The organism is Brevundimonas sp. Root1423 (assembly GCF_001426805.1).
The window spans coordinates 46,852-69,671 of record NZ_LMFL01000003.1 but is presented as its reverse complement, the minus strand read 5'-3'; the positions used below and the strand labels follow the sequence as shown (position 1 = coordinate 69,671).

Here is a 22,820-nt window from a genome sequence, read left to right as displayed (position 1 = left end):
GTGATTCCCTAGTCGGCGGTCAGGCGGCATAGAGCGCTTGGGTCAACTCCGCCACCGCCTTACGCATCGCCTGCGGCCCACCAAAGCGACGCGCGATCTCGCTCGGGTTGCCAAAATCGGATACGGGCTGGACCTTGAGCGCCTGCGGTAAGGCAAGCTGGTCCGGACCGCTGCCAGCGTATTTGTCGAGGAGCGCGTCCAGCACGGCGCGCGCGTCCTCCCCGTAGCGGGTGAACAGGTCCGACTTCGCGACTCGCAGCCGCTGTGCTCGCTCTGCCCGCGTTAGGAGCGGCGCATTCCAGGCCAGATGACAGAGGAGATCGAAGGGGTCATCGTCCGGCCGTTCAGCGTCCGCCTGGAGGGCATGGAGGTCAATCCCACGATCGGCCAGCGCCTCGATAACGGAAGCGCGCTTATCGGGCAGCGCCCATTCCGCACGGAACGCGGCCGGCGTGGCGAACAGAGTGCGAACTTTCTCGCCCGTCCAGTCTGTCAGCCTGCGGCAGGTGAGCCGTTTACCCTCGGTGTCGAGATCATAGACCAAGTGCGCCACCACCTCGACCTGGCCACCGTCGATGTAGAGTTTGCGCGGGAGAACGTCGTTATCATCAGGCGGCAGTTCAGTCGGCCCGTTCGCCTCTTCCTGCTCCTCCGCCTGTTCATGGTCCTCGGTCTCTGACGTTACGACTTCGCCACTCGGGTCGATCTCGATTCGCACCTCCGCGACCGGATCGCCATCGAAGGCGGGGTCGGCGAACTTCTCGGTAGCGGTCCCGGTGTAGTCGATGATGTTGAACCACAGCTTGCCGTAGTCCTCGCGCAGACGGGTGCCTCGTCCAATGATCTGTTTGAACTCGGCCATCGATCCGACTACGCGCGCCAAAACCACGTTCTTGCACGTCGGCGCATCGACACCGGTCGTGAGCAGTTGAGAGGTAGTCAGGATCACCGGCGTCTCCGCTTCTAGGTCCTGGAAACGGGACAACTTTCCTTTACCGATGTCGCCTTCGTCGGCAGTGACGCGCGCGACATAGTCGGGATAGCGCGCCACCAAATCTGAGTTCAGGTTCACCAACGCTTGACGCATTTCGCTGGCGTGATCCTGGTCGACGCAGAAGATAATCGTCTTGGCGAAGCGGTCGGTATTCTTCAGGAAGTCGGTCAGATGACGCGCGATGGCGTCGGTTCGCGCTCGTAGCGCCACAACGCGCTCGAAATCCTTGGTTTGATACTCCTCGTCGGGGACGGCGCGGCCGTAGCGATCCAGTTCCCCAGCGGTCGGACGCCAGCCGGCCGCATCAAGGTCTGTGACGATGCGGTGCACGCGGTAGGGCGCCAAGAACCCATCAGCAATGCCTTGGGCAAGTGAGTACGTGTAGAGCGCCTCCCCGAAGTATGCGTAGGTGTCCCGGCTCTCCTCACGGAGAGGCGTGGCGGTCATGCCGAGTTGGTAGGCCGGCTCGAACCACTCGAGGATTTCGCGCCAAGAGCCATCCGCGCGCGAACTGCCTCGGTGGCATTCGTCGATAATGATCAGGTCGAAGAAGTCGCGGGTGTATTCACGGTAAAGCCCAGCACGGCGTTCATCTTCGGCGATCGCCTGATAAGTCGAGAAGTAGATGTCCCGACTATGGATCGCCTGTCCCGCCCCAATCTTCCAACGGGCGTCGCCGAAAGGCGCGAAGGTCTTGTCCTTCGGGTCATCCACCAAGATGTTGCGGTCGGCGAGAAACAGTATCTTTGGCTTCCGGTGGTCGCCCCGCTTGTTCCAGCCAGCAGCCCACAGCCGCCAAGACAGTTGGAATGCGACCGCCGTCTTGCCCGCACCTGTGCAAAGGTTGAGCAGCGCGCGTTGCCGACCAGCCAATATGGCCTCCAGCGCGCGATTGACGGCGATTTCTTGATAGTAGCGCAGTGGTCGTTCGGCATCGGGATAACCGGACGTCAGCAGCTTGGTTTCGGTTTCGGCGTTAGGGAGACCAAGCGCTTCGCGGTGGCGCTGCCATAGTTCGGCCGGAGTGGGGAAGTCCTCCCGCCCGACCTCGACGCCGGCCACAAGGTCAATTTCAATAATCTCTCGCCCATTGCTCGCGTAGGCGAAACGTAGCCCCAGCACTTCGGCATAATCGCGCGCTTGCTGCACGCCGTCCTGGGCTGACTGATATTCGGCTTTCGCTTCGACAACGGCGATCGGGTAGTCCGGTCGATAGCGAAGGATGTAGTCGGCGCGCTTCCGCTTGCCTCGTTTCGCTACGCCGCCCACGAACAGAACACGACCGTCCGTAAAGCTACGCTGCTCATTGATGGCGCAAGGGGCGGTGTCCCACCCAGCGGTCTGGAGCCTGGGTACAATGAACTTGCGGCAAGTGTCTGCTTCATTGCTCACTGAAGCCCGCCCCGATCTCTCAATCCCAAACCTCCAGAATGGTCTCGCTTTCGCTTAACCTATCCGAAAATCGAGACTATTCCAGAACTCGATTGGACACCCGTCTCTCCAGACAGGCGACGGCACCCACTATCAATTAAGACCGCCTCCACGCGCACCCCGGCCTTGCTGATCGCAAACCTAGAGACTAGGCGCATGGTCAGGTACCGGAAGGAGGGAAGGTCATCTCCGGTGGGGCGGCGCGTTTACAGCTGATCAGCTCGCTTGGCGGATCGTAAACTTCAGATCATCGATCACCCACTCGCTTGGCGGCTCGTTATGGTGCTCCTGCCTCCCACCGGGCTCTTGGCTGGCCTGCAGCGTGTCGAAGACGCGGGCGAGAGATGTTCCCTCGTTTCTTATCCTGACGAGCTCGACGGCATTGTAGAATTGCAGCCAGTTTCCGAACGCAACATCCTGCTGGTCGGGAAGTCCGCGAAGGGGATAGCTGAAGTGACGGGCGACGATCATCCGATAGATCGTGGGATCGGGCACAGTCTTCTCAAGCCGGAAGGCCGAGCGGAGGCCACGATCGCCGACCTCGGCCATCCATTGCGAGGTGGCGGTAAGCCATGCCTGCGACTGCTGCTTCAGACGCCTTGACCGGCTCTCGCGCGTCGCGATGTCCATCCCGAACGGATCTTGGTGCTTCAGCTGGACGAGAATCATCTGCCCGGAGGCTCCGTCGATCGCGACAAGGTCCACATCGGTGATCAGCCTTCCCCCGAGGCGTAGCTTGACGTTTTCTAGGTATGTGAAGTCTTGTCCTAGCTCGTCGAGGACGCGCCGCATGGCTGCCTGCATCGACTGTTCGCGCCGTGCCTGGTTCCTGTCGTAGTCTGTCGGAAAATGAAACCGAAGGGAGTCCAGCAGGAAGAGCACTGGGCGATTCAGGGATCCGGTCTGACATCTGATCACCCCCCCTTCCGACGTTCTGATCAGTGGCGGCAGGGAGCACCCAGGCCGGTCCAGAAGCGCAGTATTTTCCCGACCAACCGAGAGCACACGGAAGATGGTTTCAGCGTCCTCCGTGGTGATTCCCCCGAACTCTTCGAGTTGCGCTCCAAAGTGTGAAAGCGCCTCTCGGATCGTATCGACAAAGGCGGCGGGGTCAGCTGAGATCGTGAGGACGTTCTCAATGCGCACCTTGCTGTCCTTGGCGCACAGGGCTTCTGCAAACCTCTCGTGACGCAGCGACAGTGACTGCAGGAACGTGATCGCGAGAATGAATTTCTGGAAACTGACCCCGCCGAACTCGACCGCGTAGTTGAAGGTGTCGTACCCATCCTCGAGAGCAACACGCTGAAAGGCTAGCGCGTAGAAGTACTCATCTAGCAGCGGGTCTCCACCGTAACCGATGAAGTGGGTCTTGAACGGATAAACAAGTTCATCGAGCAGTCGGTCGACCTCCTCGCGCGCGCTTGAGAACGCCTCTCCATGAAGGGCTTCCTCGACCATCCTCGTGTGGGCGCTGGTGTAGTGCTCAGCGATTGATCGTTCGTAGTACTGGTCGTCAAACAGCTTGGCGGGCAGCGTGATCATGAACTCTTTGCTGCCGACATGTTCGATCTCGCCCGTGCCGGCCATGGCCGTCTGCGCGACCCGTCGGCCATGCTCGATCATGCCCATTCCGGATACGATTTGAAGCACAGGCCGCGCGATCCTGCTGTCCCTGCGATAGGTGAGCGTGGGAACATCGAAACCCGGACGAGCCTCCAGCGCCAGCTTTACGAGCCTCGTGGCCCCCAAGTGCATGATGTAGAACTGCTCACTGTCCTCGTCCGTGCGATTGGCGCGTGTCCTCCGTACGTATTCGGCCAGATCCAGCTCGTTGACCGTGGCCCTCAGGTAGAGGCCAAGTCGGTCCTTCCTGAGCACCGGCACAAATTTCGCCTCCTGTCTGTCCAAGGCAGAGAAGAAGGCTCGCACGGCGTCTGAAGACTCGGTCAGTATCTGGTCCCTCTCCGTGACGGCGCGGCAGCGCTAACCATTCCAATCGAACTGCGTGAGGATCATCAAATCAGCAGCTCAATCCTCCCTCACTGATCTTATGGATCTCCGGATTATCGGCGAGAATGACGGGCGTCTCAGCCAAGTCGTACACGAGCGACCTGCCTAAAAACACAGCCCCGCTGCCTTCGTCTATCCACTGCTCACCTGCAAAAACAGATCGCTGGACACTATTTCTCCAATCGTACCGAAATCTCACGGTCTCCTAACCGATCCAAGACGACCACGTCGCCTTCCCGGGCCGCCGCACCCTCGAAGAACGCGCGCGTTGCTTTCCGATCCCGCAAGATCATTTTGGCCGCGTCAACGTCTGTCAAGACTGTGGGTCCGGGCTCAAACCTGACGGTGAAGGGGACGCCGAGGTCGGCCTTGTTCTTGCCGCCCAAGCCACCTTCCGGAATGATCTGTGAACATCCGCGGAGGTAGAAGTGGTGATTGCGAACGTTACCTGCGGTCAGGATGATCCGTGCGGTTTCCATGATTAATCGATACTCCAAAACATAAACATTACAGATACTTGATCTCAGTTTGCGTAGGCGAGAGACGGCTGGACTCCCGAACTCACCAGAGACCTCAGCCGCTCATCCAAGCCGGCAAAATCGGCCAAGCCAACCGTTGCGATCGCAAGGCGGGCATCATCGGTCCCCCTGATTAGGTGCCCTGTCTGTCGCCCCTCGAGACTGCCTGCCTTCTCATGATGCGGGTAGAGCAGCATCAGTCGGTCACAGCCATAGACATGCGCATATGCCATCATCTGATAGACGTCGGCCTGGCCGACGCCGCGCTTCTGGTCTTCGACCGGGCCGGTCAGCCGCTTCCACTTGGTATCAATGATTAGCCGGACCCGATTTCCATCAGAGATTACGATGTCAGGCTTGGTCGCGAACCGTAAGGCGTTGTCGTCGGACAGCAGAGCATGGTCTCGCGGGCCCTGAAGCCGAACCGTCAAACCGCTGCCTGCCAGAGCCCGTTGAAGACTCCGACCAATGAACTCCTCAAACAGGGTGTTCATTTCAAACAACAGGCTGAAGCCTTCGCCTGCGCCCAGGCTCGTAGTCTGGAATTTTTCTCCGAGCAGGAGGCGCGCCAAGGCTAGCAAGGACGCCCAAGTCGCGTTGGTGCGATCAAGGATGACCTCGTTCCACGGCAGGCTGCGAACAGGGACGCTGCTGACGTCCGCAAACACAAGCGCCAGCTCAGACAACCGACGCTGGGTTTCCGAGGCTTTGGCGATCCGGCGCAGCCGCGTCACCGCAGCCTTCATGATCTGATTGAGGGCGATATCAGCGCTAAGGTCATCGTAGCGGCAGGCGAGGCGCTGGGGACTCGCTGCGAGAACGGTGAACTGGCGCGGCACATTCAGCCGGCCACGAAGCGCCGGCAAATCATCCTCTTTGGGCACGTATCGCCGCGGCAGGCCGCGGTGAACCACCGTGAAGAGCTGATCGCAGAAGAGCCGGATCAAAACCTCCAGAAGGTCGTGGTGCTGCCAACCCAGCCGCGTCAGAGCGCCACTGGCGATGTCGAGATCCAACACGCGCGCCAACATGTGGATGAGCCGTTGGCGAGTGGAGCCATCATCCAGTCCGTCGATCTTGGGCAGGATCTCCAAGGTCGCGTCAGGCGTAACCAGAACCCCTACCGTCTGCTGGGCGCGCAGCCGGGCGTGCCCGTTGACCAGGATGGTCTCACCGTCTGCGCCGCCCAGCTCAGACTGCCTTGCGGCAGCCACCAACCGATCAGCTGCCTTGCGCGTGATCTCACCACCGGCGGCACCGTCGCCGATGGTGAGATACTCCCATTCGCGGAGCGTATGGCGGCTCAAGGCTTCAGCTGATCGTAAGCAGCCAATGCAATTTTCGATCGAACTGCATACCGCCAACGGCCCTCCCCGCTCTCGTAGGCATCACCGCCCGCTGGCGGTTTCAGCCGCGTGCGGGTGACGAAGCCGCCTTCGTCCTCAACCTCACCAAGGACCTGGCGGACCTTCTCCCAGTTCTCGTAGAAGTACTCCGTCAGAAGGGGGATGACGCGTGTGCGCATTACTTGGGCCACATCGTCCGGCGTCTGGCAGGGCATGAAGAAGGCGTGACCAATCTGGTGGTCGCGGTCGAAGAGGTATTCGATACGGCTGTTCAGGCCTTTCAGGACGCTGACCAGATCAATCCCCGTCCGTGCGCTCGCTTCAGCAAGAGATTCTGGATCGGGGAGGAGCTCTTCAAACTCGAACCGACGCCGCAGAGCGGTGTCCAATAGGGCGATCGAACGGTCCGCGGTGTTCATGGTGCCGATGATGTGCAGGTTGGCAGGCACGCTGAAGGTCTCGCCCGAGTACGGCAGCGTGACGGAAAGGGCGTTGGTGCAGCCGGTCCGCTTGTCTGGCTCGATCAAAGTGATGAGTTCGCCAAAGACCTTCGAAATGTTGGCCCGGTTGATCTCGTCGATGATCAGGACATAGGGTTCGGGCGCGGCTCCCACGGCTGCAGCCTCCCCGGCTCCTGCAATAATCTGCTCGAGAGCCGGCCAGGCGATCTGCTCGGAATCCAGATTATAAATAGAGACCTGGCTGAAACCGCGACCGTAGATCAGCTCGCGCGGCAGAGGTTCAGCGCTGTGCCAAAGCCAGCGTACCGAGCGCCGATGGTTGTAGTCCGAGTGTTCGCCGGCGACGTATTCGTATCGCCCGGTGACCTCGCCGATCGCCCGAAACGCCTTGTTGCCGTCGGAGACTACAACCAGGTCGCCAACCTTCATCCACGAGCGCAGGGCATAGAGCTGCTGGACGTTGGGATCTTGGCCGGTAGCGTCAGGATGGTCCTGCCGCCAACGCGCCTTGACGGCGTCAAACGCCTCAAACCTAGGGTCGGACCAGTCAATATCGCCGCCCCATCCCAGCGCCACGTACTCACCTTCCAGCGCGTCGCGAAAAATGCGCGCGCCCTCATCCTGGCCGCTTCGACCGAGCGACATTTTGAAGACCTGACGCTCCCGGTAGGACGTCGGCTCGGAAAGCGGCCGACCTCGGTTGGCTTGGGCCAGGTCCGCGATCTTGCGGAACACGCCGGGTTGAGACCGCAGTGAGAAGCCGGTGCTGCCCCCTTCGGCGCCCTCACCATCCGAACCGGTTTCGGGACGCAAACCCTCGACAAAATCCTCATAGGCATAGGACTGGTGGAAGGTGACGAAGCCGATGCGCTTGCGCGCCACGAGCTCGCGATAACGAGCCATCAGCGCCGACCGAGTTTCGGGGGCATCGCCATCGCACAGCTCGACGGCGCGCCTGGCCGTCGTCCACGTCTTCCCCGTCCCTGGCGGACCATAAAGGATCAGATTGGTTGGGGCGACCGCCGCGGCTGGTTCGGATGTCATCGGCGCTGCAGCCTTCTCTAGATCGGTATCGTTGGATGCGACATCGGTCGTCACCCACAGGAAGCTCTGGACGTCCCAGAAGTCTCGCGGCGACCAGCCCCAGTCGTCTCGCATGATGGTGAATACGCCTTGGACCAGAGACAGGAGCTCGCCGTACTCTACCTCCGTCATGACGTTCGACTTGAAAGGTCCCCGACCCGTCAGACGCTTGGCGGCTCGCTGCAAATACTGTGTCTTGACCGCTATCGCATCCTGCGGACGCGTCAGCGCCTGCGCTGTCGTCACCAGGGTTCGAAGCGCCCCTCCAGTGAACGTGGGGTGGATCCGACTTGCGCATCGCGCCGCGCTGGCCGATGCCGCACCTGAATCGGCCAACATCTCGTCCAATGCATCGGTGACGGCCTGACGGTCCGTTTGGGATAGGCTGTCGAGGTGGGCAAGCGCGCGCCAATCGACGAAATTAGCGGGGGGTTGCCACATCAGCTTCAGAAGTCTGGCGCCTGCTGATTCATCGGCGTCGGCAGACGACAGAGCCTGCTCCACACGATCCAGCACGACATCCTTGTAGGCGCGTTCGTCGTCCCAATAGGCGCCGTGCCTGGCTTGAAATCCGAGCTCTCGGAAGTCGGGATATCGCTCAAGGAACTGGGTCTTCATTTCCTGGAGTACGGCCAGGTTCAGGGGAGCGGGGGCAAGGACTTCCCCACCGGCTTCGGCCGTTCGAAATTGCGAGTAGTAGGTTAGCGTCGCGCGATATCCGGCAAGGTTGGCGTAGACATCGCCATCGATCTGGAAGGGAGCCGGATTGGGCCGCCCGTTCCGTTCGTCCTGTTTCGAGTAGGTGAGCGTGGTGCGGATAGCCGCCAACGCGTCAAGGTCATAGGCCGCGTCCAGATCTCCAAACGCAGTCTCCAAGCGGTTGCCTTGGGACCATTGAACCGACTGGGTTTTGGCAGTGAACCCGCGCTGACCAAGCCACTCTCTGAAAGCTTCTCTCATCGTTCCGTCTTTTTCGGCTGACTGCTCGGAGCAGATTCGAACACCGCGCTGACGCCGAGGCTCGGATCACCCCTGGGGCGTTTGCCCGCGGCAGGTCCAGGAGTTTTGTGCTTCGGCTTGGCGCGAATGGGGAGGGGTTACGGCTGCGAGGCCAATACGCCGGCTCGTTGCAAGCCTTCGCGCGCTTCGGCCTTCAGCCGGTAGCTGACGCTCGGTCCCGAACGTTCCTTGACCAGCAGGATGCTGGAAAGGTCCTGCCCATCGATGACGAACCGTCGGAAACACCCGAACCGGTCGTATACGAGATGACCAATCAACAGGCCGACGTCGCCTTTGCCGCGAACCTTGAGCGCCTCCTGGTAGGTGCCGCCCGGGTTTACGGCGACCCACTGGAGGAACTGCAGCTCTTCCTCGTTCGGCGGTTTCACCTTGCTGAACGCCACTGCAATCGTGTCGACCAGATCGAGGTCATTGACCTCGTCCGCCATGCGGGCATGAGCCTCGGCGTCAACAGCCGACAGCTCGATCGGCCGCAGAGCGAGTTCTCGTTCGCAAGCGTCCAGAAGGCTTCCAAGCTCTTGCCGCTCGGCTCGATCCCGTAGGTCTCTGATCTCGCGCGTCCCCATGGTCGGCAACCGTTCGATCGCGCGGGTGATGTGCTTTTCGTCAAACGCCCCCAAGTCGCCCTCCCTGGCAATTCGGCTGTCATGTCCGGAGTATCCGACGCTAGAACTCGTCAGCGTCTATAATCAACGATTGTCGGAAGTCCGGCTCCGAAAACGTCGTCAGCTCGGAGCACGTCGCCCCCATGTCATGCAGAAAGATCCGCAGCTCCTCCGGCGTGACCGGCACGCGAACCCAGCAGTTGTCCACGTAATAGATGTCGATCGCGCGTTTTCTGGCCCAGACTGAGACTTCACTCGGCCCGAACCGGTAGGGCAAGCCAGCCAAACTGACGTGACGCGCGTTTGGTAGCGCGGAGTTTTCGAGGGTTTGCAGGTCCGCAATCGGATCAACGACGAGCAAGCTGCACGAGAACATTGTCATGGCCGGCTCCCCGCCCCGATCCTCGATCGGTTCACGAGCGAAGGCCCGCGAAAGCCGCGAGCGTCCATACTGTTCCGTCCGATTGGGCGATGATCTTCACTTCCGCCTCGCCGTCAAAAGCGAGTTGACGGGCGATGTCCAAGGCGACGGGTCGGGAGGTCGGATGGAACTGCGCGATTTCCCCGGTCGGCCGATGCAAATATTGCGCCCGATACAGATGGCGTCCACCGGACTGTTCAACCGAGTTGGTCATTGAGACGGCCCCTATGCGCGGTGATAGCGACGGGCACGTGCGCCATGTTCATGCAACAGCGTCACGATCGACCCGTCGCTTGCATTGCAGACGACGGCCAGATTGCGCAGACGGTCGAGGTCTCGCCCCATGCTGCGACGCACGTCCCGGTCCGCCAGGCGCCGACGGCTGACGCTCAGCGCCACGCATCCTCCGCCGACGCGGGTCTCGATGTCTGCGTGTGCGAGAAGTTGTTCGATCAGTCCGTGCGGAATGCCGCGTTGGTTAGCGCGGACGGATGCGTGGTTGGTCAGTTGAAGTCCCATGATTTCCTCCCTTGTTGGCTACGATCCACACGCTAGAGTCCTTTTCCGACAAGTTCGGTCGTAAATCGGAGGGGGCTCGATGCGACATGAAAAGGTGACCCTGGTCCTGGAGCTCGCCCGCCGGCTGGCTGCGAGCGCCGAAGGGATGAGCACCGAGGAGATGGCCGAGGAACTGGGTGTGTGCCGCAGGACCGCCGAGCGCATGCGCGATGCGATCGCTCATGTGTTTCCGCAGATGGAGGTGCTGCAGGAAGGCGTCAGCAAGCGTTTCCGGATTCCCAGGGGGCTCGACGGCTTCTTCCAATCACCCACCATCGACGAGCTGGTGGAGCTGTCGCGCGCCATCGACACCCTGCGCGATGGCGGACACCGGAACCGGGCGGCGACGCTCGAGGGCCTGGACCACAAGGTGAAGTCCGCGCTGAAGGCGGAGCATCGTCGGCGCATCTCGCCCGACGTCGAGGCCCTTTCGCGTGCGGAGCTGACAGGGATCCGCGCAGGCCCCCAACCCGTGGAGGATCCGCGGCTTCTGACAGGGATCCGCCAAGCCCTGATGGGCATGTATCAGGTCCGGTTCTCTTATCTGGGCGGGTCAAACCCAGGATCGGTTCGCACCCTTGTGCCCTACGGCCTGTTCTTCGAGCGTATGAACTATCTGGTCGGCGCAGAGATAGGCTCGGATCAGCCGCGGAACTGGCGGCTCGACCGGATCCAGAACTTCGAGGTCCTGGAAGCGACCGGCGCCGCGCCTGATACCTTCTCGATTGCTGACTACACGGCGCGTTCGTTTGGCGTATTCCATGACCGCGTCGAGCAGGTGAAGCTGCGCTTTACAGGCGACGCAGCCGCCGAAGCGAAGCGCTGGAGGTTCCATCCCGGCCAGGTGGTTACGGCTCAGGGCGATGGTTCCCTGCTGGTGGAGTTTGAGACCGGCGGCATGCTCGAGCTTGCCTGGCACCTGTTCACCTGGCGCACGGAGGTGGAGATCCTTTCTCCTGCCGGCTTGCGCGAGATCATGGTCGCAGAGCTCAACTCAGCCCTCGCGCGGCACAGTTCCTCTATTCCGACCGAAGCTGTCGCAGATCTGGTCCAGAGTTAGACCATGACCAGATTACTCTCCGCCTCGCGCCTCAACGCCTTTCAGGCTTGCCGTCACCAGACCGCTCTTTGGCTCCAGGGCGTCAAACCGCCGGAGCGCGCCGATGACGCCATCACCCTGATCCGAGCAAAAGGCTTCGAGCATGAAGCGCGCGTGGTTGAACAGCTGAGAGCCAAGTACGGCGCGGTGGTCGAGATTCCTGGCGAAGGGTCTCTGGAGCACCGCGTGCAGCTCACCGTCCAGGCGATGAACGACGGCGCTCCGGTGATCTACCAGGCCGCGCTCACGGACGGTCGGTGGGTCGGCTATCCGGACTTTCTGGTGCGTAGCGACACTCAGGAAGACGGCACTTGGCGATACGCGCCCGAGGACGCCAAGCTGGCCAAGAAGGCCAAGGCCGAACACCTGCTGCAGCTAGGCGTCTACGCCGCCCTGTTGGAGCACGTGAGCGGTCATCGGCCGCCACAAGGCGCCATCCACGGCTCGGGAGGCCCGCCCGAGCGGTTCCGGCTCGAAGACACGCGACACATCACCCGGCGCATGATGGGCCAGTTCGAAGCCTTCATCGACGCACCAGTGGAGACCCAAGCCGTCAAAAACGGGGCCTGCGGTCAGTGCGATTTTCTCGACCGCTGCACGAGCGAATGGCGGACGGCCGACAGCCCCGTGTTCGTAGCCGGCATGCGCGGCGATCAGATCATCAAGCTGGCCAAGGCCGGCGTTCGCACGCTGACCGATGTGGCTGCGCTTCCCACTGGATCCAAGGTTCCCGGCATCGGCGAAGATACCTTGGCCAAGCTGGCGAACCAGGCGCGGCTCCAGATGCGAGGCGCGGCGGGCGGCCAGCACCTAGCTGAGACCCTGCCGAGCGAGCCGCTGCGCGGGTTTGCGATCCTTCCGCCGCCCCAGCCGGGCGACCTGTTCTACGACATTGAAGGAGACCCGCTGTACCCCGAAGGCTTGGAGTACCTCCACGGCCTGTGGGGACCTCTAGGCGACGACGGCACTGATCGCTTCGTAGCCCTCTGGGCTCATGACCACGTCGCGGAGAAGGCGTCCTTCGAGCGCTTGATGGATCTGTTCAAGAAGCACCTGGAGCGTTTTCCGAGGGCGCGGATCTATCACTACGCCCCCTACGAAAGGACGGCGCTGAAGCGGCTGTCCGCGAAATACGCGACTCGCGAGGCCGAGCTTGACCAGCTGCAGCGCGACCACCGCTTCGTGGATCTCTACGCCGTGGTTCGTCAGGGCATCAGGGCCTCGACCGAGAGCTATTCGCTCAAGGATCTGGAGAAGATCTACTGGGGCAAGCGCGTCGGCGAAGTAACCAACGCCGGAGATAGTATTGTGGAGTACGAGCGCTGGCGGGAGCTGTCGGATCCGGCGATCCTGGAAGCCATTGAGCGCTACAACGAGGATGACTGCGTCTCCACCGCCAAACTGCGCGATTGGCTTGAGGCACTGCGGCCGGCCGATGCGCCGTTTGGCCTCGCAGTTCCGGAGCCAGACGAACTCAAACCGGAACCGAGCGCCAAGGCTGAGGCGCGCGCCGAGTTCGAACGCGATCGTATCGCGGTCGCCGAGGCCCTTCGCGGACAGGAGGGCCTGGAGCCTGAACTGCGCGAGCTGCTGGCGGAGCTTCTCTGGTTCCACCAGCGCTCGCAGAAGCCCCAATGGTGGGCGCTGTTCGATCGCCAGACCTGGACCGATGAAGAGCTCATCGAAGACGCTGAGAGCCTTGGCGGCCTGCAGCTCATAAACCAGGAGCCGGAAGCAAAATCTCTGGTCGCCACCTATCGCTTCCCCGAGCAGGATACGAAGGTGAAGGAGGGTGACCGCCCGCGTATCGCACTCACGCTCGACCCCGCCGGCTCGATCGTGAAGCTCGATATGGAGCGACAGATCGTGGTCCTGCGCCGCCAGGCCAAGAGCGGAGACTTCCCCGAGCGGGCATCACTTTCGCCCGGTCAGCTGATCGACCAATCAGTCCTGGAAGCGGGGCTTCTGGAAGTCGCCAGGCGCGTGTCGAAGGGCGACTTCGAATCCGACCGGGCCCTGCTCGACATGCTGCGCCGCCTCTCCCCTCGGCTCGCGGGACGCGCGCAGGGCAAGGCAGTGGTCGCTGCCGGCGAAGATCTGGTGGAAGGTGCCATCCGCGCGGCTCGCGACCTGGATGAAAGCAGCTTGATCATCCAGGGGCCGCCGGGCACCGGCAAGACCTACACCACCGCCCGCGCCATCACCGCCCTGCTGCAGGACGGTAAACGGGTGGCGGTTTCGTCGAACTCTCACAAGGCGATCAACAACCTGCTCAAGGGCGTCTCGAAACGCTGCGAGGACGTCGGGTTTGAGCTCGACGGTGTGAAGAAGGCCTCGCCGGGCGACCCTGAGACGGTTTTCGAGGGCTATGGCATCATCAGTGTGGGTGCATCCAAGGACGTCGAACTCAGCCATCAGCTGGTCGGCGCCACCGCTTTCGAGTTCGCCAAGCACGACGTGAACTCGTTCGACTACCTGTTCGTGGATGAGGCAGGTCAGGTGTCTCTCGGCAACATCATGGCCATGGCCGGCTGCGCCAGAAACCTGGTGCTCGTCGGCGATCAGATGCAGCTCCCCCAGCCCGTACAAGGCGTACATCCGGGCGAGACCGGCCTGTCATCCATGGACTACGCAATGCAGGAGCATCCGACCGTGCCGCCAGAGCGCGGTATTCTCCTCAACGTGTCATGGCGAATGCACCCGGATGTCTGCAGCTTCATCTCAGACGCCGTCTACGAAGGTCGCCTTCAGGCCGAAGCCTCGACCGCTGTCCAGCGGCTTGTCCTCGGCGACGGCCTGCACCCCGCGCTGCAGCCTACTGGCATCAGTACGGTGGATGTTGACCACCAGGGCTGCACCCAGAGTTCCGGGGAAGAGGCCACCGTAATCGGCCACCTCATCGAACAGCTGCTCGGTCAATCCTGGGTCAACACGGCCGGCGTCGCCGCGCCCATCACCCTCAGCGACATCATCGTCGTCAGTCCCTTCAACATGCAGGTGACCCTGCTCAAGAAGCGGCTTCCTCAGGGCGCGCGCATCGGGACGGTCGACAAATTCCAGGGTCAGGAAGCGCCGGTGGTGCTGGTGTCCATGGCCACTTCCTTTGGAGGCGATGCCCCTCGTGGGACGGAATTCCTCTTCAATCGCAATCGTCTCAACGTCGCCATCAGTCGAGCGAAGTGCCTGGCCGTCATGATCAAGGGGCAGCGATTGTTGGAACTGTCTTCGCCGGGCCTTGCGGACCTTCCGCGGTTGGATCTGCTCGCACGAGCCGAAGCAGCGGCATGCCGTTAGCTGTCATGGGGGCTGACACTGCCAGCGCCTTTAAGTAGAAGTGTTCTTTACGCCGAGGGGGCTAGCGGTGGTTATTCCGCCGCGAATATTGGGCAATTTTTCAAATCTTTCTGATCCTTGGGATAGGGTTGGATTGCGAAGCGGCCGCGGACTTCACGCAACCATTGTGATGCGCTGCTTCAAACGGGGGGTACATGAATAGCGTTCTCGACTTCATCCTGATTGGGCTGGAACTTATCTTCGGCGTCCCTTGGGTAGCCCCCTTGGTGATCGCGCCCCTGATGCTTGCATGGACAGGCTGGCTATCGTTCCAGGCACGCACGCGGACCCTTCCCTATCTGAATGCCGCGTCAAAGCGCGTCGAGGTTCTCCAAGGCGCGATTGGGTCTGAAAGCGATCCCGTTGCGGAACGGGCCGCATTCAGCGCGAACTATGGAGACGTCGCTGCCGCCATGGCCGCTCCTGCACCGGGCGCAGACCCTCTCATTCTGGCTTGGCGCGAGTTCCAGGAATCGATCGTCGACGAAACCGAAGCCCCGGTCAGAAATACGAACCGACCTGCGGCCTTCTTCAACCGCGCCGCGCCGCGGCAAAGCCTTCTCATCTTCTGGTCCAACATCATGGTTGGACTGGGACTGATCCTGACTTTCCTCGGGCTCATCGTGGCGCTGCACAAAGCCAGCCAAGGCATGGCGACGGGCGACCAGACGGCTATGCAGCAGTCGCTGATTGACCTGCTCACCGTCGCGGGCGCCAAGTTCTTCACCTCTGTCGCAGGTGTCGGGACATCACTCGTTCTGCGATTCGTCGAGCACGGGCTGCAGAAGCGCACCAACCGAGTGACGGATGCCCTTTGTTCGCTGCTGGAGCGGGGCATGTTGTACGTGCCACCCCAGCGCCTGGCGGTCGAGCAGCTCGATGTCCTTCGCGAGCAGCGCGATCAACTCAAGGCCTTCAATACCGACTTCGCTCTCCAGCTCAGTGAGCGCATGGGGGTGGAATTCCAACAAGCCATCGCACCCGTAACCGCCTCGCTCGGCCTGCTCAATGACAACATGACGTCGATGGGTCAGGGGCTCGGCCAAGGAGCCGCCAAGGCGATCGAGGAGGCGTCAGGCGGTGAGCTGCGAGCACTGGGTCAGACGCTTTCCACCTTGGGCGAACGCCTGGACGATTTGAGCTCGTCGGTGGGCTCCTCTGGAGAGGACGCCGCCCGCCAGATCCGCGCCGCCGGCGCAGATTTCGCTCAGGCTGCGACTGACATTCGCGAGGCCTTCGACCGGCTCACTGGCCAGGTCGACGGTATGGGTGAGCGCTTCTCGACCCAGGGCGAGGAAATGGCTCGGGCTCAGTCCGACACGCTCGAGCGCATGCTGAGCGGCCTCGAGAGCGCCCAGACCAAGTCGGCTGACGCCATCACCGAAGCAGTCAATCGATTGCAGGGAGCCGGCCTCAACGCTGCAGAGACGATGCAGAAGGAGGTCTCGAACGCGATGACGGCGGGTGTGGCCGCGAGCCAGGAAACGTTCCGCGTGGCGCTCGAGGAGTCGGGGGAAGGCCTTAGAGGCGTGGCCGCAGGCCTCGCCAAAGCGGTTGGCGAAGCGGCGGAGCAGATTGACCGCGCCGGTCAGGGCTTCACCCGGAGCGGCGAAAGCGCCGTGCGAACGGCTGAGGCGATGGAAGGCGTGACGGGGCATGCCAAGACCGTCGCAATCTCCATCGGCGACGCTTCCAAGGGATTTGCGGCGGCGGCAGCGCCGGTCGCCCAAGCAGTTCAAGCCGTCAACGAAGCTGCAGGTCGGATCGCGCGTTCGCTGGAAGCCAATCAGCAAATGGACGCGGAGGCGGTGCAGTCGCTGCAGAAACTCGCCGATGGGATTCGCGAGACGCAGGAGGCCGCAGAAACCGCTTGGGCCGACTACCGCGCACGCTTCGAGAATGTCGACAAGGCGCTCGAGCAAACCACCGTTCGTCTCGGAGAGACGCTCGAGGGTACCTTCAGCGAGTTCAAGCGCTTCGCTGCCGATACCGATCGCGAGCTGGCGTCCGCAGTGGGCAAGCTCTCCGGCGCGCTGACATCCATCGAGGAATACGCAGAATCCCTCAACGACTATGTCGAGGCCAAAAAGCTGTCTGAGGCTGCCTGATGATCCTCGATGACGCGCACGAGCATGCCATCGAGGAAGAGAACTATTTTGTCTCGATGACGGACATGATGGTGGGGCTCGTCTTCATCTTCATCATTTTGCTGATGTATTACGCCCTGCAATTTCGCCAGGTCACTGACGAACTGACTGGCGCGGACACCACGCGTGCGGAAATACTGGCGCAGATACAAGCGTCCCTCAAGCAAAAGGGCGTGGAGGTATCTATAGATACGCAGAATGGCGTGCTTCGACTGCCCGACAAGATCCTGTTCGACAGCGGCGACGATCAGCTGAAGGTCGAAGGGCAGGAGAATGTAGGCAAGCTGGCCGAAGCGCTGGAAGAAGTGCTTCCCTGCTACACGCGCCACCAGTCGGGACGCGCGGTACCCCCGACATGCCCTGCCACCGAGCACGCGATCGAGTCCGTCTACATCGAGGGGCACACCGATCGCGACGCGTTTTCCGGCGGCGGTCGAGACAACTGGGACCTGTCAGTCGTCCGAGCGACAAATACTTATCGAACGCTTGTTGGTTCCCGAGCCGATCTCTCAGAGCTTTGCGCCATGAAGGGCAAGCTGTGCGAGCCTGTTCTCAGCGTCAGCGGCTATGGTCCTCAACGGCCAATTGACCCGAGCGACACCATCGATGCCAAAGCCCGCAACCGGCGCATCGATCTTCGCATCATCATGGTCGCGCCCGACTCCGGGCAAACGGTTCGCCGGGTCGAGCGGGCGCTGGACGCTCGATGACCCGCCTGGCCTCTCTGCTGGACCACCCAGAACGCCTCCTCGACGCCTTGCGAGTCCGTGCCCCCGAGCTGGTCTTGCTCCCTAGAGCTGTCGCCCAGATCAGTGGAGAGGCAAGGGCCATCAACCTCGAGGCGACCGAAGCGCTCCAGCAGCGAGTGGCCGGTCTGATATCTGAGGGTCAGGTCGCATCGCTTTCGCGGCGGGACCTGCGGGAGAGTTGCAGAACATTTCTGCACCCGCCGCACCCACCGGCCAAAGACACCACCATCGCGAACCCCATTTGCGACCAGGTCGAAACGCTGCGTCGCCGTTCAGCCTTGTTCGCTCTCCTTGACGCCTACCTCGACGGCTTTGATCAAGATGATGCGGACGTCGCGTGGCTCGCCAAGCGACTGACCACCGCGTCGAAGTCCTGGCCATGGCGGGGAACCGATCCCTGGCCGGCTCGGATCAAGGCTTTTGAGTTGCTCACGCCCTCAAAGGCGCCCGGCCGCCTGGCGGCAGCGGTGCTCGGCGGTAAAGGCGACTTTCGGTCCATCCTCGACGAAGCTGGGCTGACGACGGAAGGCCGTCGCATCGGTGGCCTGGGGCTGGCCGGCTTTACAGCGGCCTGCGAGACGGTGCGCAAGCTCAAGGCGGCCCAGGCGGTCGCAGCCCAGGAACGACTTATTGAATGGTCGGGCGGTTCAGGCACCCTCGCCTATCCCAAGGCCTGGCCGCAATTTGCGGGCGCTCTGTTTGAGCCTTGGGGCGCAAGCGAGCCCGCCCGAGCCCACAAGACACTGATCGTCGACAAGGCGGTCGCGCACGCAGGCGACCCCCGCATCAACCGCGCACGATGGCGGCCGGTAGAAGAGGTCGCAGGCGATGCATACGCCATCATTCTGCGCTGGCTAACCGAGGCTTCGGTCCGACAGTTTTTCGACATCGTCAACGAAACCATGACTGATCGCCCTGACATGTGGGCAGACCGGCGCAAATTCTGGACCCGGTACCTGGACGCCGACATGATCTCGGCGGCCTGGGTTGCCTTCGGCTCGGACGGTGCGGCCCGTGCCGATCGCGCCGCCCAACGAACGGGCGACAAGAGTCTTTCGATGTTCGGACGACTGGCCTCGGGCTCCGGTCGTTCCTCACAACACGCCGCGCTCATAATGAAGATTGGCGACCTGACCATCGCTGAGTGGAGCCACAACGGAAAATGGAACATCTGGGGTCGCAACGACCCGAAGCACCCCGTCCTGTTCCGGCACAATAGTCGGCGATTGCCCGACTACGATTCTTCCGAACTCATGCGCGCGCCGACCTCCGGTTCCCATACGACGTGGTGGCAATCGAGAGTGGCTGACATCATCAAGAACGAAACCGGCCTGCGGCCATGATCAACCCATTCCGGCGCAAGGCCCGCACGGCGGAAGAGGCATCATTCTCGGTCAGAGAAGACGGTGAGATGCTCCACTTGGCGCTCGCGCAAAGCGGCGTGATCGTCCCAACTGCCGAATGGGCCAATCGACGCCCGGACGCTGCCACGGCCCTGGGGGGTCTGTTCGCCAAAGCCGAGGACGCGCTCGAAGCCGGACAACAGCCTTCAGTCGTGGTGCTCGACAACGAGATTGTTCTCAGTCCTCGCTGCGTGGCCGAGTTCGACGCTGCGACGGCGCTGGTGCTCACGGTCCCTCCCGCGACGCCCTTGGCGCTCGACCTCAAGCCTGTCGGCCGGATCGATGAGGACGATTTCCGGCTGGATGTTCGATGGGTGAAGCCGGGCGGCCAGCCCTGTCGCGTCTCGATCAATGGCGCGATCATTTCCTGCGAAGGTTCGCAGCGCCGGATCCCCGAACCCCTCTGGTCCATCCTCAGTATCGCCCGGTCACTCACCGTGCCTGTCGACAAGGCCGAGCGGTTTCGGCTCCTGGCGCTCCTGCGCCGTCACTGGCCCGAGGATGCGTCATCAGGGGTCACGTCTGAACCTTACCTGCGAGACATGCGCGTACATTACGCCTCCTCGCTATCTCTGACACTGCGCACGCTCACACCAGACCGGACCGACTTCGATCCCGTGCTGTTTGGTCTGGGCGTTGCGGACGAGGCCCAATCGGACGGTCGCGCGCTGGACGAGGCGTTTGACAATGTCCTGACGCCCAGCGCCCAAAAGCTCTTCTCCGAAGATCGGTTCAGGCGCGAGGCCGACGTACGGCCAGTCTACGTCCTGAGGGACGGCGAATACGTCTTCATCGACCCCTCGCTTCGCCCGGCTCTCGGTGCGGTGCGTAGATTGCAAGACCGGCCAGAGAGCGAACGCCGAGCCTTCGTCCTAAACCCGCGCAAGGTGCTCAAGGAGACCTTGGGCGAGGAGGTCGCTGAACGGATCGCACTCGACGAGCTCTTCGTCGAGACCGAGCAGTTTTCCAGCCGGGTCGCCGGCGTGGATGTCTGGCGCACGCCCGTGCTGCCTTGGATCGTGCCTGCCGGAAAGAACAGTTGGTTGCCGGAGCGGTTCGGGCTTCGAGTGGGCGATGATTATTTCGAGATCCCAGCCGAGAACGTCGCGGCCGTAATCGACCAGGTGGCCGCGGCCGCTGAAGCTGGCAAGGCCACCGCCGGGGTCGAGGGCCTGTTGCAGTCGACCGGGCCAGATGGTCCTCCTCCGCCGTCAAGCCTGCCGGTCAATGATCAGCTGATACAGTCGCTCGAGAGCCTGCGCCCATTTGGCCGCTCCAAGGGTGGCGAGGATGCGCCCGCCGTCGACGAGGACACGCCGCCGGCCGGGTGGGACGCAGCCCTTCAGGGAAAACTCTTCCTGGTCGTGCGCGAGAATTTCGAGGAGGTCGAATTCGCGCCCTTCCGGTCGGAAGAGGCGACGCCGCCGCCCTCGCCGCTCCGCATACCCGAGCGCCTGTCCAGCACACTCAAGCCCCACCAGACGCAAGGCCTCCGCTGGCTTGTCCGATCCATTGAAACCCTTCATCCCGGCGCCCTGCTCGCGGATGACATGGGGCTGGGAAAGACCCTGCAAGCCATCGCCTTCATGGCCTGGCTCCAGGAAGAGGCGGAAGCCGGCCGTCGTCCCAAAGAGCCCTTCCTGATCGTCGCGCCCACAGGGCTGCTGGGCACCTGGCGGGGCGAGATCAAGAAGCATCTCTCCGGCACGCAGCTGGGGTTACTGGTGCCCGCCTTCGGCTCTGACCTGAAGCAGCTTCGTGAGCAGGACAGTTTCGGCCAGCGCGACATCGAGACTGGCAGGGCGGCGCTGAAAGCCGAGGCCTGGCGCGATGCCGGGGTCGTGCTCACGACCTACGAGACGCTCCGGGATTATCACTTCTCGTTTGCGAGGACCCGCTTCGGCTTGATCGTCTATGACGAAATCCAGAAGCTCAAGAACCCGGTCAGTCAGATGACCCGGGCGGCGAAGACCCTCAACGGCGCATTCACGCTCGGCATGACCGGCACGCCGGTCGAGAATAGGCTCCAGGACCTGTGGTCCATCATGGACGTGATCGCGCCGGGCCTGCTCGGCGCCAGCCGCGACTTTGAGCGGCGTCATCCCGCCAGTGACACTGCGGCGCTCTCTCGGCTCAAGACACAACTGACCGAGGCGCCGACCGATCAAGCTCCCTACATGCTTCGTCGCCTGAAGAGCGATGCGCTGAAGGATATGCCGTCCAAGTCGGTTCACCCCTTCGAGGGTGAAATGCCCGCGACGCAGGCAGATGCCTACAAGGATCTCGTGGTCCGCGCGGCTGCCGCCAGCGCCAACGGGGCCGTCGGCAAGGGCGGTATGCTCACCACGCTCGCGGGACTTCGCGGCGTTTCCCTTCACCCGCTCAACCCCCGTCATGCACCTGCGGATCTCGACGCCTATGCCCAGGATTCCGCCCGCCTGTCGCGAACCTTGGACATCCTCAAGGATATCGCGGCAAAGGGGGAAAAGGCCCTGATCTTCGTAGAAGATCTGGCCATGCAAGAACGTCTTGCCGGACTGATCCAAGGGCGATTCCACCTTCCTCGCATGCCCATGCGCATCAACGGGTCCGTCCCTGGGCCCAAGCGCCAGGAGATGGTGGACGTCTTCCAGAAGTCCCCTGGCAGTTTCGATGTGTTGATCCTGTCGCCGAAGGCAGGCGGCGTGGGCCTCACGATCACCGAAGCCAATCACGTGATCCACCTGTCGCGGTGGTGGAACCCGGCGGTGGAGGACCAGGCAACAGATCGCGTGTTCCGGATTGGCCAAAAGCGCGACGTGCACGTCCACCTGCCAATGGCGGTCCATCCCGATCCAGCGATCCGGTCGTCCAGCTTTGACCTGCGCCTGAACGCGCTCATCGACCGCAAACGCAAGCTCACCCGCGACCTCTTTCTGCCGCCGGATGCCAGCGACGGCGAGTTGGCGAACCTGTTCCGTGAGGTGTCGCTCGGAGAGGCGTCCAACGACGTCGAAGAGGCCTACGAAACCGAAGAAACTGCGGCTCCGAGTGCGATCTCGGAATCTGTTGCCCCCCACGAGCCATCGGTCATCGTTCCACCCGCGGCTCCGCCTGTCCGAACCACGCTCACCCTGCCAACCGCACTGACCAATTCCGGGATCCGTCAGTGGCGCGTGGCCGCCGGGGGTATCAGGCCTACGGATGAAATCCTGGCGCTGTTCGCGGGCAAGGACCTCGTCGATATTTCCATCCGCGATCCTTACGCGCTGGCGCGTCGCTCAAACCGTGAGGCCCAAGTCCAGTTCATCGCAGATCTCAAAGCTGTCGCGCGCTCTGTCGAGAGCGTGACGATCGAGTACGCAGAAGAGGTCGAAGGCGACGCCTCTGATACGCAGAGCCGACGCGAGATGGGAGACATGCTGACCCGGCGGCTGACACCGATGCCGCGCCTGGCGCTGACGCGTCGACGCAAGCGGTCCAGAGACGATGATTTCCACGATCGATTCGTGGACATCGCGGTGCGCCACGCCGGCGGCGCCGTCCGAATTCATGAGCTGACTTTGGGTCGAGGCGTCGAGGCATTCTACGACGAGCGAAAGCAGTGCACGGTGACATATGCGCCGCCTGGCTCGAATGGCTGAGCGAAACAGGCGAGTGGCG

15 protein-coding genes are annotated in these 22,820 nt (G+C 62.4%); 6 read left to right on the top strand and 9 right to left on the bottom strand.

Features of this window, described 5'->3' with window-relative positions; translation table 11 throughout:
* Positions 1-19 precede the first annotated feature (19 nt).
* The 9 genes from hsdR to ASD25_RS03545 form a co-directional block, all read right to left on the bottom strand.
* Complete coding sequence (gene hsdR, locus ASD25_RS03580; protein ID WP_055827297.1) at positions 20-2,386, bottom strand: EcoAI/FtnUII family type I restriction enzme subunit R; 2,367 nt, start codon at positions 2,384-2,386, stop codon at positions 20-22.
* A 255-nt stretch (positions 2,387-2,641) separates the two neighbouring features.
* On the bottom strand, positions 2,642-4,354 hold the full coding sequence (locus ASD25_RS03575; RefSeq protein ID WP_055827294.1) for a hypothetical protein: 1,713 nt from the start codon (positions 4,352-4,354) through the stop codon (positions 2,642-2,644).
* A 251-nt stretch (positions 4,355-4,605) separates the two neighbouring features.
* Positions 4,606-4,914 (bottom strand): hypothetical protein, encoded by a 309-nt coding sequence (locus ASD25_RS03570; protein WP_156376886.1) that lies wholly within the window; start codon positions 4,912-4,914, stop codon positions 4,606-4,608.
* Between the two features lie 44 nt (positions 4,915-4,958).
* Complete coding sequence (locus ASD25_RS03565) at positions 4,959-6,260, bottom strand: McrC family protein (protein ID WP_055827288.1); 1,302 nt, start codon at positions 6,258-6,260, stop codon at positions 4,959-4,961.
* Positions 6,257-8,803, bottom strand: coding sequence for an AAA family ATPase (locus tag ASD25_RS03560; RefSeq protein ID WP_055827284.1), 2,547 nt, complete (start codon positions 8,801-8,803; stop codon positions 6,257-6,259). The genes ASD25_RS03565 and ASD25_RS03560 overlap by 4 nt, the downstream gene beginning before the upstream one ends.
* 137 nt (positions 8,804-8,940) lie before the next feature.
* A complete protein-coding gene (locus tag ASD25_RS30135) occupies positions 8,941-9,483 on the bottom strand; it encodes a hypothetical protein (protein WP_156376885.1) in 543 nt (180 codons plus the stop codon).
* 46 nt (positions 9,484-9,529) lie between these two features.
* On the bottom strand, positions 9,530-9,850 hold the full coding sequence (locus ASD25_RS03550; protein ID WP_055827278.1) for a hypothetical protein: 321 nt from the start codon (positions 9,848-9,850) through the stop codon (positions 9,530-9,532).
* A gap of 31 nt (positions 9,851-9,881) precedes the next feature.
* A complete protein-coding gene (locus tag ASD25_RS30130) occupies positions 9,882-10,103 on the bottom strand; it encodes a hypothetical protein (RefSeq protein ID WP_156376884.1) in 222 nt (73 codons plus the stop codon).
* Between the two features lie 11 nt (positions 10,104-10,114).
* Positions 10,115-10,408, bottom strand: coding sequence for a hypothetical protein (locus tag ASD25_RS03545; protein ID WP_056614994.1), 294 nt, complete (start codon positions 10,406-10,408; stop codon positions 10,115-10,117).
* A gap of 79 nt (positions 10,409-10,487) precedes the next feature.
* On the opposite strand from ASD25_RS03545, the gene ASD25_RS03540 reads away from it, so the two are divergent.
* The 6 genes from ASD25_RS03540 to ASD25_RS03515 all read left to right on the top strand — a co-directional run bounded on the left by ASD25_RS03540 (position 10,488) and on the right by ASD25_RS03515 (position 22,801).
* Positions 10,488-11,507, top strand: coding sequence for a YafY family protein (locus ASD25_RS03540; RefSeq protein WP_055827272.1), 1,020 nt, complete (start codon positions 10,488-10,490; stop codon positions 11,505-11,507).
* Positions 11,508-11,510: 3 nt separating this feature from the next.
* Positions 11,511-14,840 (top strand): TM0106 family RecB-like putative nuclease, encoded by a 3,330-nt coding sequence (locus ASD25_RS03535; RefSeq protein WP_056614991.1) that lies wholly within the window; start codon positions 11,511-11,513, stop codon positions 14,838-14,840.
* Positions 14,841-15,034: 194 nt separating this feature from the next.
* Positions 15,035-16,987 (top strand): anti-phage ZorAB system protein ZorA, encoded by a 1,953-nt coding sequence (gene zorA / locus ASD25_RS03530; RefSeq protein ID WP_055827266.1) that lies wholly within the window; start codon positions 15,035-15,037, stop codon positions 16,985-16,987.
* Positions 16,987-17,736 (top strand): OmpA family protein, encoded by a 750-nt coding sequence (locus ASD25_RS03525; protein WP_055827262.1) that lies wholly within the window; start codon positions 16,987-16,989, stop codon positions 17,734-17,736. Before zorA ends, ASD25_RS03525 begins: the two co-directional genes overlap by 1 nt.
* A complete protein-coding gene (locus tag ASD25_RS03520; protein WP_055827259.1) occupies positions 17,733-19,118 on the top strand; it encodes an EH signature domain-containing protein in 1,386 nt (461 codons plus the stop codon). Before ASD25_RS03525 ends, ASD25_RS03520 begins: the two co-directional genes overlap by 4 nt.
* The gene (locus tag ASD25_RS03515; RefSeq protein ID WP_055827256.1) at positions 19,115-22,801 is read left to right on the top strand and encodes a DEAD/DEAH box helicase; all 3,687 of its coding nucleotides are present in this window, start codon (positions 19,115-19,117) and stop codon (positions 22,799-22,801) included. The genes ASD25_RS03520 and ASD25_RS03515 overlap by 4 nt, the downstream gene beginning before the upstream one ends.
* The last annotated feature ends 19 nt before the right edge of the window (positions 22,802-22,820 follow it).

Excerpts from the sequence above, each read along its gene's own strand:
- ASD25_RS30130 (WP_156376884.1), bottom strand. The coding sequence starts at position 10,103 with ATGACCAACTCGGTTGAACAGTCCGGTGGACGCCATCTGTATCGGGCG.
- ASD25_RS03525 (WP_055827262.1), top strand. The coding sequence starts at position 16,987 with ATGATCCTCGATGACGCGCACGAGCATGCCATCGAGGAAGAGAACTAT.
- ASD25_RS03520 (WP_055827259.1), top strand. The coding sequence starts at position 17,733 with ATGACCCGCCTGGCCTCTCTGCTGGACCACCCAGAACGCCTCCTCGAC.
- ASD25_RS03540 (WP_055827272.1), top strand. The coding sequence starts at position 10,488 with ATGCGACATGAAAAGGTGACCCTGGTCCTGGAGCTCGCCCGCCGGCTG.
- ASD25_RS03550 (WP_055827278.1), bottom strand. The coding sequence starts at position 9,850 with ATGACAATGTTCTCGTGCAGCTTGCTCGTCGTTGATCCGATTGCGGAC.
- ASD25_RS03560 (WP_055827284.1), bottom strand. The coding sequence starts at position 8,803 with ATGAGAGAAGCTTTCAGAGAGTGGCTTGGTCAGCGCGGGTTCACTGCC.
- ASD25_RS03535 (WP_056614991.1), top strand. The coding sequence starts at position 11,511 with ATGACCAGATTACTCTCCGCCTCGCGCCTCAACGCCTTTCAGGCTTGC.
- ASD25_RS03545 (WP_056614994.1), bottom strand. The coding sequence starts at position 10,408 with ATGGGACTTCAACTGACCAACCACGCATCCGTCCGCGCTAACCAACGC.
- zorA (WP_055827266.1), top strand. The coding sequence starts at position 15,035 with ATGAATAGCGTTCTCGACTTCATCCTGATTGGGCTGGAACTTATCTTC.
- ASD25_RS03515 (WP_055827256.1), top strand. The coding sequence starts at position 19,115 with ATGATCAACCCATTCCGGCGCAAGGCCCGCACGGCGGAAGAGGCATCA.
- ASD25_RS03570 (WP_156376886.1), bottom strand. The coding sequence starts at position 4,914 with ATGGAAACCGCACGGATCATCCTGACCGCAGGTAACGTTCGCAATCAC.